Consider the following 16,248-nt stretch of genomic DNA (forward strand, 5'->3'; position numbering starts at 1 on the left):
AATTGATAATTTTTTCCCGCTTTTAAATAATATTGGTGTTAATTTAGAAGAATGGGGAAATACCTATCAAGAACTCTTTCCGAGTGAATTTACAAAACGGCAAATAGAAGTTATTAATCTCGTTCATAAAGAGCAGTATGCACAATCAGTTAAGTTGGTAAATCAACCTCTTAACGAAAACATCCCATATTATTGGGTTGTTGCTCACCGTGTTGTGACAAAAGTCGGAGCTGCGAATATGTTGGGTGAATCTTTCTTGACGGATTCTGATTGGAATGAAATTGAATTTGTAAAGGACAAATTAATTGAATTGGAGGTATGGGGAAAAATCGAGTATAATGTCTATGCTCAATTACTAGTTTATTTCAATGATGAATTTGTTCTTTTTAAGTTAAGACAATTAATAAATGGTTTGAAAAATGGTGAAGATGGAGGGTATAATCACTTTTTCCAAGGGATTGAGTATCTTTTTCTTGTATTGAAAGCCAGCCTGGAACATTTATCCAAACGGGGTTACTACGATGAAGTAGAAGAATGCGCGAAGGATATTATTGAAGTGATGGAAGTGACTCCACAATTAGGGACCTATTTTTTAGAGGCGATAGATATCAATATGCGTCGGGCTTATAATCTGCTTCGTCAAGATAATGTTGCGGGGGTAGATTTGGCACAAGAAATTATTCAGACCCTGTCTCAATTTCAAAAACTTTGTAATAGTTTCAATGTAAATAAGCGACAAGAACATTTCTTTAAAAACGTTACCCAATTGAATAAAACAGGTGTAGCAATTAACCCGTAGGCTGTCTTGTCAGCTCAGCAATATTTAAATAGATCATTCCAAGTTCTTTTTCTTGGAATTTTTTTATTCTACTTATTGAAGTTTTACAAAGTAATTTCGAGTGGTCTTTAATTTAAGTACTGTTTGTAAAGTTTGTCTTCAACTCTTACAAATGATGAAATCCCTAAGGAGAAGCGGAGTTACCATTATATTTCTATTCATTTTGAGGAGGGTTTGACACAATTAGTTGGAAATCGAGGATAGTGTGATAGTGTAAAAATAGGTTTTAGATTTAGATAATAAAATTAAAGGAGGAAAGAAAGTTTTTATGTGTATGACGATATAGAGGGGTGATTTTCTTTACAAGTCAATATAAGGGTGTTAGAATGAAGGAGACTAGTGATGCTTGAGCTAGTTAGAAGTAGAAGGATATGGAGAAAATATGAGAAAAGTACTAGTGACAGGTGGAAGTGGTTATATTGGCTCACATACCTGCTTAGAATTATTAGAATCAGGTTATGAAGTTGTGGTTCTTGACAACCTAAGTAATTCTAGCGATCAGAGTTTAAAAAATGTGGAAAAGTTGACTGGAAAAGCGGTGACTTTTTATCAAGGAGATATCTGTGATGGACGTTTTCTTGATAGTATTTTTGAAAAAGAAAAAATAGATGCTGTGATTCATTTTGCAGCTTTGAAAGCTGTGGGAGAATCAGTTGTTCGCCCTCTAGACTACTATGAGACAAATATCAGTGGTACCTTAGCTCTACTACAGGTGATGAAAAAACATGAGTGTAAAAATCTTATTTTTAGTTCGTCAGCCACTGTTTATGGTCACCCTAAAACAAATCCTATTAAAGAAGATGCCAGTGTGTCTGCAACTAATCCTTACGGACAAACAAAACTAATGGCGGAAAGAATTTTAGAGGATGTTTATCTATCGGATCAGAGTTGGAATATTATTTTATTACGCTATTTTAATCCGATAGGGGCGCATCCATCTGGTGAGCTAGGAGAAAGTCCTCAATCTGTTCCGAATAATTTATTACCATATATTACGCAAGTTGCTATTGGTCAGCTTCCTTTTATTAAGGTGTTTGGTCAGGACTATCCTACAAAAGATGGGACAGGGGTGCGAGATTACATCCATGTAGTTGATTTAGCTAGAGGTCACCTTGCGGCCTTAGATCACCTAGAGAAGAATGAAGGATTAGAAGTTTACAATCTTGGCACAGGTCAAGGCTATTCTGTTTTAGATTTAATCAACATCATGTCTGACGTTGTGGGCAGAGCTATTCCTTATCAAATTGAAGGACGTCGTCCAGGAGATATTGCGACGTGTTTTGCTGATCCCACAAAGGCAAAAGATAAGTTAGGATGGGAGGCTACGTTTACAATCGTAGATATGTGCCAAGATGCTTGGCGTTGGCAAGAAAACTATCCTAACGGCTTCAATGAGTAGGGAAGAATAAAAAAGCCTAGCAACCTATTAGGCTAGCCAGGCTCTTTAGTACCATAATAAACTAGTTAATTTAGCTTTGAAATCAAGCGGGCTAACAAGAAGTTACTAGGAAGTAGATAGACTTTAATAATATAACGATGCAAAGCATACTCATCTTTGTAGAAAGTAGGGATAAAAGGATTTTTAAGGTAATTAAGTTCCTTGAGTTCTTTTACGGCTACCTTATAAGTCGTATAATCATTGATTTTTACAGCATTTGCAACCATCTGCAATAAATCTTCGATCATCTTAAAGGTAAAATAATCTTTAAATTCAGGATTCCTCTCTCCCATGATGCGATTATTTTCGAGAGATTCTCTATTTTTTTGAGGATTTGGTGTGGTACTAAGAGAGCCGTCTCTTGACCGATAGACATAGAGTTTTTCAGGTACAGTTGTGATCATTTTTGCTGCTATCATCAATTCAAAAATAATCCCTTCTCCCATTCCGGGTAGAAAGTGAAACTGTACGCGGTCAATCAGTTGTTTTGAAAAAATGCGACTGCTTGGCTGTGTGTTATGGAAAAGATCTTTCAGGGTTGGTTTTCCATAAATCGGTTTGTACCAAACCGTTTTCTTCTTACCGTTTGATGAGTAACTATCTGTATCGCATAGGACAATGTCAGCCTGCTCTTTCAAAGCTTTTTGATAAAGTTTTTCAAACATATCAACTTTTACAAAATCATCAGAATCAACAAAGGCAATAAACTCACCGCTAGCGATTTTTAGCCCTTGATTTCTGGCTTCTCCTACCCCTTGATTGTTGTTTAGAGAAATCACCTTTATGCGGGGATCTTGCTTTTGAAAATCTGTCATGATTTCCAAAGAACGATCGGTTGAGGCATCATTGACAAGTATGATTTCAATATCTTGTAAGGACTGTTTCTGTAAAGACTTGACACAATCTGCTAGGTAATCTTCAGTATTATAAACTGGGATGATAATGGAAACTTTTGCCACGTTTTTCTCCTTGATGAAATAGTAAATGCTCATGTTTAGGTCATTATACCATAAACCTAAAATGGAACTCAATAAAGTGACTATGAAATAGGGCAGTAGGGTATGTTTTTATCAAATATAATGGTACAATGAAAATTATAAAAATTGAAATGATAAAGGAAACAAAAATGGATAAAGAATTAAGTTTGCCAGCGATATTTAGGTTATTAAAAAATAAGATTCGTTGGATTATTTCAACTATTCTGGTTTTTATGGTCAGTGCAGTAGTGTTGAGTCTTTTTGTGATGAAACCACTATATAGTTCAACTGCAGAGCTACTTGTGAGTCCAAAATCTGCTTCCAGTCAACAATTGACCTTAAATCAGTTAGATACGAATGCCAAGTTGATAAAGACATATGAAAATATTATTCTATCAGATGATATTTTGACCATGGTTAATAAAAAAATATCGGCAGACTATTCTAATCAAGATTTAAGAGGTAAGATATCAGTTACCACAGATGCTGATTCTCAAACATTTGGCATTAAGGCAGAGGATTCCTCGCCAGCCTTGGCAGCGGAAATTGCAAATACTGTCGCTGAGATTTTTCAAGATAAGCTAGATAGTTATTATGCTTCTAACTTAAAAATAAGAGTAATTTCAGCAGCTAAGGTAGCAAATCAGAAAAGTTCCCCTAACTTACTAAAAAATTTAGCCTTTTCAATAGCTTTGGGTCTTGTCGTTAGTTTTTTAGCCATCATCTTATTTGAGCTATTGACCCCAACAGTTGGAGGTACAGGGTTATTAGAACGTTTTAAGTGGTTAGAGCTAGGAAGTCTTCAACTAGGAACTTTTACACAGCGAACTTCGTCAGCCAAGCGGAAGCAAACACGTAAAAAATTATTCAAACCAGAGGTCATTCATGATAAGGCGATTTTGGATAACATTGAGGGCATTAAAGTTAAGTTAAAACTCCAACTTAAAAAGCATCAGGCAAAATCTTTCCTTATTACTTCTCCAGAAACAGCAACAGGAAAATCCACTTTTGCAACTTATTTAGCTAAGAGTTTTGCGCGTGATGGTCAGAAGGTTTTACTGGTGGATGCTAATTTTAGAAATCCAAGTTTACATCATATTTTATCCCTGCCTAATGATACCGGTTTGACAACCTATTTAGAAGGTTTTGATGACGTAGAGCTACCACTCATGTCTCATGAAAAAATGAACGTATTAACGACTGGTCCAAAGCAAGCTCATAACACAGATTTATTGACTGGGAAAAAAATGGATGAACTTTTAATCAAACTAGAGGAACAGTTTGACTATATTATTTTTGATGCTAGTTCCTTAAATGGCATTCCTGATGCACAGATTTTGGCCACTAAAATAAAAAATGTTGTCATGTTAGTAAAAAGAGATTATACAAGAACTGACGATTTAATTGAGAGTAATCGATTTATGGTAGATTATGACATACAGGTTTTAGGTTATGTCTTTAATGGTGAGATCCGTGATAGGGAATCAACATTTCAGAAACTATTTTATAAATAGAGGTTATAGGAGCCGTTGATATGTATGATCGAAATCGAAACAGCTGGGATGTCGCGCTACTTTATTTAAGTCTGTCTATTTATCCTTTTAGTATTATTCTAGCGGCAGTATTACGGTTACTGAGTTTAGATTTTTTTGCCTCAAAGACCATATTTTTAGGCTACGGTTTAGTTGCTTTAGTAGCATTCTTTATTCTTTTGAGATTTCCAGTTTCTTTGAAGCGTCTCTCATCTTTATTTTTTGTCTACTTAGTTTATGTTTTTCTATTTTTAACATCACATCAATCTGTTCAAGGTAGATACTTAGATAGTGATATGGTGATGATTTATAGTTTCTATCTGCCTTATGCTATGCTAATTTTGTCACGGATTTCTGACTTTTCTCCCTTGTTTGACAATAAAATCATTGATAGTATCAATAGCTTTTTGATCATTGGGTCTTTTCTTGTAAAGTTTATTTTGAAAGACGCAACAGGATATATGACATTTTCTTATAATCTATTGCCGTTTTGGATTCTGACATCATTTAGTTTCCTAAAGAAACCTACACTAATAAAACTGGGAGTTTTATTAGTGATGCTAGTGGAAGGTGTTGTCTACGGTGCCAGAGGTCCTCTTATATGGTTAGTGATTAGTATCCTGGTATTTTATATTTTACAACGATTTGATAATCAAAAACCCATCACAATCTCAATGAGGTCACTGTTTACAGTTACTGGTATAGGTTTGGGATTAGTTTTATTTGTAATAGTGTTATTTCAGATTCTAACGCGCCTCAATGTCGCAAATTCCTATATCTTAAACCGTGCAGCAACAGGAGTGTTGACGCAGAGTACGGGGAGAGATAACATGATAAAAATTGCTCTGACTTATCTGAAGGGCATGGGTGTAGATTTTAATGGCATGTTTTTTGATCGTACAATCATGCCAGATGGTGTCTATGTGCATAATCTTTTTTTAGAAACATTTTTATCTTTTGGTTGGCTATTGGGATCTTTAATTATTCTTGCCTTATTTTACTTTATAGGGAAAACCTTTTTTAAAACTGATATAACTGGGAAGAAAGTTGTCGTTTTTTTGACATCTAGTTTTTTTCTCAAATATTTTTTAACAGGCAGTATCTATGATGATTATACCTTTATTATCTATCTAACGTTAATGTATGCCGTTTATAAACAATCTCATCCTGATAAATTAGTGATTTATGATAAAAAACGTTAAATAAAAACTCGGCTTTTTAAGCACCGAGTTTTTTTCTTTTAACGATCATGAAGAATAGCTGTTTATTGTAATAGTAATTTATCAAACAACTAATACTAGTTGTGATCATAATGCTTATAATTGCAAATACCACCCATGATATGGTAGAGGTTATATGGTGTAGAAAAGGAAAGACTAAAAGGTTTGAAAAGCTAAAGACACTGATATCAATGAGTAATTGCTTTATGACAAATTGATAGCTGGCTTGTAAAAGATGCTTGTAGCTATACCAGATGTAGTAAGACAAGCTATAAAGAAATGAAATAGTAGTTCCGATAGCTACTCCGACTAATCCCATGTTAGACACTAGTAAGAGAGAGATGATTAAATTCAATAAAGCTTCTAAATAAGTTCCTATTTGTGTATCTTTAAATTCACCTGAAGCAAAGATCAGGGTTCGATAAGGAAGACGAAGGGCATATAAAAATAATGCTAGTGTCATCATATAGCCAAAAATCGGTTGGTTATAGTCAGTATCCTTAACATTCTTTGTATAAAGGATGACAAATGGCGTAATCAGTTGAAAGGTAGTGCTTAGGGCAATGGTTGAACCAGTATGAATTAACCATTCAATCTTATTAAATTGTCTTGCTAATTCTTTTTTGTCTGCAATATGTAAAGCTTTTCCTAAGAAGGGGCGTAATCCACTTGTTGCTGCATTTAAAAAAGTCTTAATCCCTTGAAATACAGTATTATAGATGGCGTAGATAGAGACTTCTTGTAAGCTAGCAAAAAGTGATAGAATAACAATATCTGTGCTTTCTTGTATGGTATAGGCGATATGTTGTCCTATGCCATACCATTGTTGCTGAATTTTGTAGTTTTTATCAATTCGTTTTTTGGAAATATGATAGTGACGATGCACATAATAGCTAATAATAATTGGCGGAATAACAAAGATTAAAGCTGAACCGAGTCGTACTCCAAATATAGATTGATTAGCATTGATGAGGATAAGAGAAAGAAGGAGATTGGCAATGTTTGCTAACCCCTGAAGAATCTCTTTGATGTAGGCTTTTTGGTCAGATCCTAATATGATTTGACTAGTAATTCCCACAAAAAATTGTAATAATTGAGATAAGGATAAAATCAATATCAAACCGATAATTTGTTGGTTAGAGAAGTGACTCGATAAGGTTCGTGGAAGAATGAAGCAGAGTATCCCGATGTAAAAGAGAAGGGCTAGTCCAACTTTATTGAAAAATTGTTGTGACTTATAGTAAATGGTTGACAGTGTTTCAGTATCTTCTTCTAGCAATGGCTTATACATACTGGCTTGCACAACTGCTCCCATTCCTAAGTCCAGCAAGCTAATCAGGGTCAGGTATTGGGTAATACTAGACATTAACCCATTAACTTCAGAGCCAAAGGCTTCAATATAAAGTCTTGGAAGGATGAGACTGCAAATAATGGAGACTAGTTTATTCAGTAAAGAGATAATTCCATTTAATTTTAAAGATTTTGTATTCACGGCATGACTTTCAGGATAAAATATGTTTGCATTGTACTATTTTTTGTTAAAATAGTATAGAGGTAGTATCTTTTTAAAGGGGATTTTTACGATTGTCTTTTGTGATAAGAAGTGATGTTATCAGCTTCTTTTAACAAGGGTTTTAACATTTCGTAACATAGTCTTACATTTCATCAATTGGTGTAGGGAAGAGTATCCAAAAACAGCAAAAATAAAATAAATGATTGGTACAAGTTTTGGAGATCGTTTAATAGACTGCTTGAGATATGTTCGAGTATGTTTTATATCTTTTAGACCAAAGTAGCGCATGGCAAGGTAATAGTCTTGGTAGGCCTCTAACTCTTTTTGGGGGATGAGGTTGAGCTGGTGATTAAGGGTTTTGGCACGTTTTGACACGATTTGATAGCCTTGGATAACCTTGGTACTGTTTCTAGAGATGCTATCTTCCTGTGTTTCATAGATGACGAGATCCTCTGCTATTTTATAACCCTGACTGATGTTCAAGAGTTTTAAAAATAGGTCCCAATCTTGACAACTTAAAAGTTGTTCATCTAATCCTCCAACAGCAAGAAAAATATCTTTTTTTACCATGAGGGTAGAGAATCCACCTAGATTATTTTGCTTAATGGTATCTTTGATAGGAATAATACCTTCGCCCAGGGTGGTGAATGTCTTAGCTCCAAATCCAGTTACGACAAACCCAATTTCTGGAAATTGGTTAAAGATTTGGATTTGTTTTTCTAGCTTAGTTGGTAAGAAATAGTCATCAGAATCTAGGAAAGCGATGTAGTTTCCCTTAGCCAACTTAACTCCCGTATTACGGCAGACATTAGCGCCTTGATTTTTGGGAAGTTGGAGATAGGTTAGATTAGAAAGTTGACTTTTGAGTCTTTCTAATGTGTTCATAGATCCATCTGTTGAATGGTCGTCAACGACAATGATTTCGATATTGTGATAAGTTTGACTGGTAATACTTTTAATGACCTCTTCAATGAGGTGCCCACGGTTAAAATTAGGTATAACAACAGAAATAAGTGGCTGGTTCATATTTTTTTCTTTCTAACTTTAGTCGCTTTTTATATTACTATATGATTCAATAATTTTCAAACAATACTTATGTAGGAGCTTTTATAATGCCATCTCAATTATCTCAACCACTAGTTAGTGTTATTATTCCCATGTATAACGCTTCAAGTTTTATAAAAGAAACGCTTCAGTCTGTTTTTCAACAAACTTTTCAAAATTTTGAAGTTATTGTTGTTGATGATCAGTCCACCGATAATTCTTATCAACTGGTATCAGAAATGTTATCAGCTTATTCAAATCTTAGTTTGCTAAAGAATGTGCAAAATTCGGGTGTTGCGATTTCAAGAAACAAAGGAGTAAGCTGTGCTAAAGGTCGCTTCATTTGTTTTTTAGATGCGGATGATTTGTGGTTACCAAACAAGCTAGAAGTACAGGTTGCTTTTATGCTAAAATATGGTTATGCTTTTTCATTTACATCATATCAATTTGCAGATGAGACAGGTAAACCCATCAAAGCTCCTATAACTGTTCCAGAAAAAATTTCCTATCAGCAGGCATTGAGGAACCATACCATTTGGACCTCGACAGTTATGCTTGATCTAGAGCAACTTAGTAAAGAAGAGATTGCAATGCCTGATGTCAGGAGGGGCCAAGATACAGCTACATGGTGGAAAATTTTAAAAGTTGTTAAGTATGCTTATAGCATCAATCAACCCCTTTCCATTTATAGAAGGACCAATCAATCACTATCAGCTAATAAGTTTGCTGCGATTAAAAGAACATGGTATTTATTTAGAAAAGTGGAAGGACTGTCAGTTATAGAGACTGTTGGTCCATTTATAGGATATGCTTATAATGCTGTTAAAAGAAGGATGTAAGGAGAATGTATGGTCGTACTAGTTGCAACCTTAGATACTGAAAATGTTAAAGGCTTGGTTGAGGAGATGAATTTAGAAAATCTTGAGACCATTGTTGTCAACCAATCAAGGCAAGGAAGACTGGCTTCACAACTGTTGGAAGATGGTAAAACTAAAATTTTATATAGCGATCGTCTCGGACTTAGTGCTAGCCGCAATGATGCTCTAAATTTAGCTCCATATACTGCAATTTGTCAGATTGCTGATGATGACATGGTCTTTGTGGAAGACTATGAAAAACTTGTTGATCAAGCCTATCAAGAGTTTCCAGATGCGGATATGATCGTTTTTTATGTCGATCAAGAGCGTAGTGAATTATCGAAAAAACCGTTAAAAAAGGGAAAAATGAATCATATCACTGCTATGAAGACTTCCTCTGTTCAAATCAGCTTTAAAAAGTCAAGCCTAGTAGATAGAGGGATTACATTTGATGAACGGTTTGGTATTGGAGCTCCGTATACCTTTGGAGAAGAAAATATTTTACTTTTCGATGCCTTGAGGAAAGGGTTAAAGATTTATAGCTACCCAGAAAAAATAGCGACCTTGAGAGATAGGGAATCGCATTGGGATCGTACCCCGACCCCATCTTTGTGTCAGAAACGAGGAGCTGTTTTTAAGCGCATGTCGCCAAAATGGTACTGGCTCTTGATTATACAATTTGCCATCCGTAAACGTCAGATGATGCGTCCAGAAATTTCTATTTTAGCTAATATAAAGTATATGTTTCAGGGAGCTAGGGAATTTCGAAAAGCTAGGACATAAATCAGGAGTAGAAGCGTTGTAGCAGTTGTTTGATGCTACAAAATGAAAAAGGAGATGGAATGATAAAAACAAAAAGTTTATGGTCCATTATAGTTTATGCTGTTGAAGTTATTTTAATGTTAGCAGGAATATTTGTATCTTTGCAGTTTCAAGATCTATTTGGTCAATTTTCTAATTTAAATAACGATTTTTTAGAGTTGAGTGGTTTTAGCCGTGTTCTTCCTTGGTTAGTACTGATTTATCTTATCATTTGTAACATGTTTGATTCACATGTGTATTATAATCGTTCCAAGAGCTCTTTATTTGTTAATGCTTTTTTTATTCAATTATTCTTTTCACTTGTCATGCTAATAGTAGAGTGGGGAAGTTTTCATCAGCTCCATGTTACAGGATGGTTTTATCTCGCCTACATTATCTTAAGCACAAGTATTTCTGGAGCTTTTTATATAATGGTTTCTAGCCTGTATAAACTCGTTGTTGGTCAGAAACGTCTTTTGATTTTAGGAAAAGAAAAAGACGTACTAGCAGCTATTGCTAATTTTCAGTCCTCGGCTTCTTCATTTCATGAGCTTAGTTATGTTGCCTTTTCTGACTACCTTGAGAAGATAAAAAAAGTGATTGATCAGATAGATGTTGTTTACCTTGTTGGTCCTATCGATCAATCAGAAGTTTTAGAGATTTACGATTATCTGATGAGGGAAAAGAAGGACATGTATTTAACAGCGACTGTAGAAAGTACGCTTGTCCGTGATTCAGATCTCTTTAATATTTCTGATGAGAATATGCTTTGTTTAGCCCCTTATTCGCTCTCCAAGGGACAAGATATCGTTAAACGTTTGTTTGATATTATATTAGCCCTTTTCATGTTGGTGTTAAGTCTGCCGTTGACCCTACTAGCAGCTTGTATGATAAAGTTAGAAAGTGAGGGGCCGATATTTTATAAACAGGATAGAGTGACACGTGATAACAAGGTATTTTCTATTTTAAAGTTCAGATCAATGACGGTAGATGCAGAAAAACACTCTGGTCCAGTGTTAGCACAAGCCAATGATCAACGTGTGACAAAGGTTGGGAAATTCATTCGAGCGACCAGGATTGATGAGCTTCCTCAGTTGATTAACGTCCTAAAGGGAGAGATGTCGATTGTTGGTCCAAGACCTGAGCGTCCGTTTTTTGTGGATCAATTTTCACAAGAAGACTCGCACTATCCTTGGAGACATCATGTTAGGGCTGGTTTAACAGGTTATGCTCAAGTTTATGGTAAATATACCTCGGATTTTAGAGATAAGTTGAAATTTGATCTCTTATATATCAAAAATTATTCCTTGCTATTAGACATCAAACTTCTTTTAAAAACGGCTATTATTATTTTTGATAAGATGAGTTCACAAGGAAAAGAGGAGCAAGCATCAGATCAGCTAAATTTGACAGAACTTGAGCGAATAGTAAAGATATTATGATATTAAAAATAACAAAATAGTAATTAGAAACAAGAATGTTCTGCATTCTTGTTTTTTTTTTGAACAAATGCTATACTGACAGAAAGATAAGGAGGGGACATATGAAAAAGTTTTCTAAAGAAATTTTGGCAACTGTTCTTAAAGATTATAGGATAAGGCACCAATTAACTCAGGAAGATCTGGCTAATAAAGTTGGTATCAATCGTTCATTAGTTTCTCGAATAGAACAAGAAAAGTTTGTTCCCAGCATTGCTCAATTAGAAAGCCTAGCTGAATTAACCAACCATAAAATTGAAGATTTTTTTTCAGTTGAACAAAAAACTGTACAAAATATTGAGTCCAGTAGCACTATTGCAGTGGCGGGATTAGGCTATGTCGGAATGTCAATGGCGGTGTTACTAGCTCAGTATCATCAAGTAATAGCTGTAGATGTTTTGGAAGAAAAGGTGGCTCTTGTTAATAAGGGAGTTTCTCCTATTCAGGATGATTATATTGAAAGGTATCTAAAAGAGAAGGACTTAAATTTGGAGGCAAGCTTAGATGCTAAAAAGGCTTATGAGGCTGCTGAATTTATCGTCATAGCAGCTCCTACAAATTATGATAGTGCTACAAATTATTTTGATACGCAACACGTTGAGACTGTTATTAAACAAGTACTTGCTGTGAACCCTCAAGCAATTATGGTGATTAAATCTACTGTCCCAGTAGGTTTTACACTTTCTATGAGAAAAAAATATGGGACAGAAAATATTCTATTTAGTCCAGAATTTCTGAGAGAATCAAAAGCTCTTTATGATAATCTTTATCCCTCGCGTATCATTGTTTCTAGCGAATTAAATGATTCGGTAGAGTTAAAAGCAGCTGCTTCAAAATTTGCTTCTTTTTTAAAAACAGCTTCTCTAAAGGAAGATGTCAGTGTTTTATCTATGGGGGCGACAGAAGCTGAGGCGGTTAAGTTGTTTGCCAATACTTATTTGGCTTTACGGGTATCTTATTTTAATGAGTTAGATACATATGCTGAAATCAAGGGATTGAATACACAATCAATTATCGAAGGGGTTGGTCTAGATCCTCGTATTGGAACTTATTACAACAATCCATCGTTTGGATATGGAGGTTATTGCTTACCAAAAGACAGTAAACAATTACTAGCTAATTATGATAATATTCCTCAAAATATGATGACAGCTATTGTAGAATCTAATCGAACACGAAAGGATTTTATAGCAGATCAAGTTTTAAAAATGGCGGGCTATTACGACTATAGTGAACATGATACCTTCCACTATCAAAGTGAAAAAGAAGTAACTATCGGAGTCTATCGTTTAACCATGAAGAGTCATTCCGATAATTTTAGACAAAGTTCGATACAAGGGGTCATGAAACGGATTAAAGCCAAGGGTGCTAAAGTCATTATATTTGAGCCAACTTTGGAGAATGGCTCTAGCTTTTTTGGCTCTGAAGTGGTCAATCATTTAGAAGAATTCAAGAAAAAAAGTCAGGCTATTATTGCAAATCGTTACGATGACAACTTAGATGATGTTCGCAATAAAGTTTATACAAGAGATATTTTTGGTCGAGACTAAGCCTTATAAAAAAAATGAATGCTCAGAAGATAAGCATTCATTTTTTTTATAAGGCTTAGTGCCATTCATTTTCTGAGCGTAATTCGTTTGACATCATACTTAGTATAGTTTCTTTGATATCAGCCCCTTCATAGATCGACTGATAGATAGCAGTAGTGATGGGCATATAAACACCAAGTTCCTGTGCAATCTCGTAAGCTACCTTGGTTGTTGAGATGCCTTCAATCACCATTCCCATATTGCGTTCGATGTCTTCTAGTTTCTCCCCTCGTCCTAGGGCATCTCCAGCGCGCCAATTTCGTGAGTGGATAGAGGTTCCTGTGACAATCAAGTCCCCAACGCCAGATAGACCGCTATAAGTGAGAGGGTCAGCTCCGAGCTTGACACCGAGTCTTGTAATCTCAGCTAATCCCCTTGTGATGACAGCAGCTTTGGCATTGTCTCCAAAACCAAGACCATGTAAGGCTCCTGCTCCAACCGCGATGATGTTTTTAAGTGCACCAGCTGTTTCGACACCAATCACATCCGTATTGGTATAAAGACGGAAATAGGTGTTGCTAAAAAGATTTTGAACATACTTTGCAGTGTCTAAATCTTTTGATGCTGCAGTAATTAGGGTCAAGTCACGTACAATAGTTTCCTCCGCATGACTAGGCCCAGAGACTACCACAACCTCACTACGAAGCTCAGCAGGAATTTCCTCTTCTAATATAGTAGACAGACGTTCATGTGTGCCAGGCTCTAAACCTTTTGAAGCATGCATGATGGTAACTTTATGGTTTAAAAGTTCAGCAACTTGTTTGGCCACTAGACGAGTCACTTTTGTTGGAACGACAAAAAGAATGGCATCAACCTGATCTAAAGCTTCTTTTAAATCAAGATAGGCTTTGATGGATGGATCTAGCACCACATCTTTAAAATAATGTGTATTCGTATGATGGGTGTTAATCTCTTCAATCTGTTCAGGAATATTTCCCCAAAGACGAACATCATGCCCATTGTCATTTAATACTTGCGCTAGGGCTGTTCCCCAAGAACCTGGGCCCAAAACTGCAATTTTTTGTTTTGTCATATTTTTCTCCTCTTAATGATAGAAAACCATTCATATTATACCATATTTACGCTAAACTTGTACAATTGGAAGGAGTTGGATTAAAACAATCTTAAGACTAGCAAAGTTAAGGTGTTTGTGTTAGAATGATAGGCATTGAATAATGCAATACTTCCTGTTCACACCTTGAACCAGGAGTTTTTTCATGAAAAAGGAGGAAAATATGCTTAAAAAAGCACTTAAGCCGTACAAGTGGTATGTTATGGCTTCTGTATTGATGACGATTGTAATCGTATCAAGTGCGCTTTTACAACCGAACTACCTCAAAGATGTGTTAAGTGCGGTGATGGAAAACGATAAGGATAAGATTACATCAATTGGGATTTGGTTATTGGGGATTGCGGGTGCAGGTCTCCTAGCTGGTATTGTCAATACCGTCTTAGCCGCTAAAATTTCACAAGGTGTTTCTGCTGATTTGCGTGAGGCAACATTTAGAAAAATCCAGACTTTTTCTTATGCCAATATTGAAGAATTTAATGCAGGGAACTTGGTTGTTCGCATGACCAATGATGTCACGCAGATTCAAAACTTGATGATGATGATTTTCCAAGTCTTGCTACGTCTTCCTATTTTGTTTATTGGTGCTTTCATCATGGCAGTAAGAACGCTACCAAGTTTATGGTGGGTCTTGGTGTTGATGGTTATCCTGATTGGAGCAGTAATGGCTGTTATCATGGGATTGATGGGGCCGCGTTTTGGGATTTTCCAAAGCTTGATGGATAAGATCAACAGTATTGCTAAAGAGAACCTTCGTGGTGTCCGAGTGGTCAAATCTTTTGTACAGGAAAAGTCACAATATGCTAAATTCAAGGAAGTTTCTAATGACCTGCTTGATCTCAATTTATTTATTGGGTATGGCTTTTCCATTATGATGCCTGTCTTGACCTTTATTGCTTATATGGCAACGTTTGTTTCTATTTACATGGTATCTAAAATGGTTGATACTGAGCCAGAGGCTATCGGAAACATTGCTTCTTTTATGACCTATATGATGCAAATTATGTTCTCAATTATCATGGTGAGCTTTATGGGGATGCAAGCTAGTCGTGCCTTTGTAGCCCTTAACCGTATCAAAGAAGTATTGGATACTGAGCCTGCTATGACCTTCAAAGAACATGCAGATGAGGATCTTAAAGGAGATATTGTCTTTGAGCATGTGAGTTTCACTTATCCACATGATACCGAGCCAACACTCAAAGATGTCAGTTTTGCAATTAAATCTGGTCAGATGGTCGGAGTTGTAGGAGCAACAGGTGCAGGGAAATCAACCCTTGCGCAGTTGATTCCGCGTCTATTTGACCCTCAAGAAGGACGTATTATAATCGGTGGCCGTGATCTTAAAGACCTTAATCAGACGACTTTAAGAAAGACAGTCTCTATTGTTTTACAAAAGGCTATTTTGTTTAGTGGAACGATTGCTGATAATCTTCGTCAAGGAAGTGCTGGTGCAGACATTGCAGCAATGGAGCGTGCAGCAGGAATTGCTCAAGCTAAAGAATTTATTGATCGTATGGATGAGACTTACGAAAGTCAAGTTGAAGAGCGTGGGAATAACTTCTCTGGTGGACAAAAGCAACGTATGAGTATTGCCCGTGGTGTCATTGGAAATCCTAAAGTTTTGGTCTTAGATGACTCCACTTCTGCTCTTGATGCTAAGTCTGAAAAGTTAGTTCAAGAAGCTTTAAATAAAGATTTAAAAGAGACGACGACAGTGATCATTGCTCAAAAGATTTCTTCAGTGGTTAAAGCAGATAAAATTTTGGTTTTAGATGAGGGCCGCTTAATTGGTGAGGGAACGCATGCTGAGTTAGTTGAGACCAATGCCGTTTACCGAGAAATTTATGAGACACAAAAAGGAAAGGAGGAAGAGGAATAAGCTGAGCTTAACC

General features: G+C 35.8%; 13 protein-coding genes. 9 read left to right on the forward strand and 4 right to left on the reverse strand.

The features are described from left to right. Both ACQRDX_RS06515 and galE read left to right on the forward strand, forming a co-directional pair. On the forward strand, positions 1–799 hold a 799-nt coding region (locus ACQRDX_RS06515; RefSeq protein ID WP_427894902.1), incomplete at its 5' end, for a hypothetical protein. 421 nt (positions 800–1,220) lie between these two features. Next, positions 1,221–2,237 carry a UDP-glucose 4-epimerase GalE gene (gene galE, locus ACQRDX_RS06520; RefSeq protein ID WP_354367766.1) on the forward strand — a complete coding sequence of 339 codons (1,017 nt, stop codon included), beginning with the start codon at positions 1,221–1,223 and terminating at the stop codon, positions 2,235–2,237. 65 nt (positions 2,238–2,302) lie between these two features. On the opposite strand, the gene ACQRDX_RS06525 is transcribed toward galE, so the two are convergent. Then, a complete protein-coding gene (locus tag ACQRDX_RS06525; RefSeq protein ID WP_354367764.1) occupies positions 2,303–3,235 on the reverse strand; it encodes a glycosyltransferase family 2 protein in 933 nt (310 codons plus the stop codon). Positions 3,236–3,402: 167 nt separating this feature from the next. Here ACQRDX_RS06525 and ACQRDX_RS06530 point away from each other — a divergent pair, with 167 nt between their 5' ends. After that, a complete protein-coding gene (locus ACQRDX_RS06530; protein ID WP_427894905.1) occupies positions 3,403–4,767 on the forward strand; it encodes a polysaccharide biosynthesis tyrosine autokinase in 1,365 nt (454 codons plus the stop codon). 20 nt (positions 4,768–4,787) lie between these two features. After that, the gene (locus ACQRDX_RS06535; protein WP_427894907.1) at positions 4,788–5,987 is read left to right on the forward strand and encodes a hypothetical protein; all 1,200 of its coding nucleotides are present in this window, start codon (positions 4,788–4,790) and stop codon (positions 5,985–5,987) included. A 16-nt stretch (positions 5,988–6,003) separates the two neighbouring features. Here ACQRDX_RS06535 and ACQRDX_RS06540 read toward each other — a convergent pair whose 3' ends face one another. Next, the gene (locus tag ACQRDX_RS06540) at positions 6,004–7,371 is read right to left on the reverse strand and encodes a polysaccharide biosynthesis C-terminal domain-containing protein (protein ID WP_427894909.1); all 1,368 of its coding nucleotides are present in this window, start codon (positions 7,369–7,371) and stop codon (positions 6,004–6,006) included. A gap of 246 nt (positions 7,372–7,617) precedes the next feature. Next, complete coding sequence (locus tag ACQRDX_RS06545) at positions 7,618–8,544, reverse strand: glycosyltransferase family 2 protein (protein WP_354367756.1); 927 nt, start codon at positions 8,542–8,544, stop codon at positions 7,618–7,620. An 86-nt stretch (positions 8,545–8,630) separates the two neighbouring features. On the opposite strand from ACQRDX_RS06545, the gene ACQRDX_RS06550 reads away from it, so the two are divergent. The 4 genes from ACQRDX_RS06550 (at position 8,631) to ACQRDX_RS06565 (ending at position 13,248) form a co-directional block, all read left to right on the forward strand. Then, positions 8,631–9,401, forward strand: coding sequence for a glycosyltransferase family 2 protein (locus ACQRDX_RS06550; protein ID WP_427894911.1), 771 nt, complete (start codon positions 8,631–8,633; stop codon positions 9,399–9,401). Between the two features lie 9 nt (positions 9,402–9,410). Continuing rightward, positions 9,411–10,202: a glycosyltransferase gene (locus ACQRDX_RS06555; protein WP_427894913.1), complete on the forward strand. Its 792-nt coding sequence runs from the start codon at positions 9,411–9,413 to the stop codon at positions 10,200–10,202. Positions 10,203–10,261: 59 nt separating this feature from the next. Continuing rightward, positions 10,262–11,662 carry a sugar transferase gene (locus tag ACQRDX_RS06560; RefSeq protein WP_427894915.1) on the forward strand — a complete coding sequence of 467 codons (1,401 nt, stop codon included), beginning with the start codon at positions 10,262–10,264 and terminating at the stop codon, positions 11,660–11,662. A gap of 101 nt (positions 11,663–11,763) precedes the next feature. Continuing rightward, the gene (locus ACQRDX_RS06565) at positions 11,764–13,248 is read left to right on the forward strand and encodes a nucleotide sugar dehydrogenase (RefSeq protein WP_427894917.1); all 1,485 of its coding nucleotides are present in this window, start codon (positions 11,764–11,766) and stop codon (positions 13,246–13,248) included. Positions 13,249–13,303: 55 nt separating this feature from the next. Here ACQRDX_RS06565 and ACQRDX_RS06570 read toward each other — a convergent pair whose 3' ends face one another. Beyond that, complete coding sequence (locus ACQRDX_RS06570; protein WP_354367746.1) at positions 13,304–14,320, reverse strand: NAD(P)H-dependent glycerol-3-phosphate dehydrogenase; 1,017 nt, start codon at positions 14,318–14,320, stop codon at positions 13,304–13,306. A 202-nt stretch (positions 14,321–14,522) separates the two neighbouring features. Between ACQRDX_RS06570 and ACQRDX_RS06575 the strand changes: the two genes are divergently transcribed. Then, a complete protein-coding gene (locus ACQRDX_RS06575; RefSeq protein WP_427894919.1) occupies positions 14,523–16,235 on the forward strand; it encodes an ABC transporter ATP-binding protein in 1,713 nt (570 codons plus the stop codon). Positions 16,236–16,248 lie beyond the last annotated feature (13 nt).

Source organism: Streptococcus sp. SGI.013, from assembly GCF_050315295.1.
In the GTDB taxonomy this organism is placed as follows: Bacteria; Bacillota; Bacilli; order Lactobacillales; family Streptococcaceae; genus Streptococcus; species Streptococcus porcorum.